Raw genomic sequence first — 470 nt, 5'->3', positions numbered from 1 at the left:
GACTTTGATGGCTTAGACGCGAAACGTCGTGAGTTAATCGCTAAAACAGAAGAATTGAAAGCTGAACGTAATAAAGTATCTGAGCAAATTTCTGTGATGAAGCGTAACAAAGAAAATGCAGATGCAGTAATTGCACGTATGCGTCAGGTAGGCGACGAAATTAAAGAGCTAGACATACAGTTAAATGATGTAGAAGATCGCTTCAAAGATATGATGATGCGCTTACCAAATGTTCCGCACGAATCTGTGCCTGTAGGGACAACAGAAGATGACAATGTTGAAGTATTAAAATGGGGCGAAGTACCAACTTTTGATTTTGAAATCAAAGCACACTGGGACATCGCTACAGATCTTCAAATTGTAGACTTTGAACGCGGCGCAAAAGTAACGGGTAGCCGATTCTTATTCTATCGTGGACTTGGCGCTCGCTTGGAACGTGCATTAATGAGCTTTATGATGGATTTACATGC

Annotated in this window: 1 protein-coding gene; it reads left to right on the top strand. The window is 41.1% G+C overall.

The annotated features are described in order from the left end of the window. A partial coding sequence (locus C9J35_RS23260; RefSeq protein WP_499842796.1) for a serine--tRNA ligase occupies positions 1 to 470 on the top strand: 470 nt, incomplete at both ends.

This window comes from Lysinibacillus parviboronicapiens (assembly GCF_003049575.1).
Classification (GTDB): Bacteria; Bacillota; Bacilli; order Bacillales_A; family Planococcaceae; genus Lysinibacillus; species Lysinibacillus parviboronicapiens.
The sequence above is the reverse complement of the archived record's forward strand: the minus strand, read 5'-3'. Positions and strand labels throughout refer to the sequence as shown.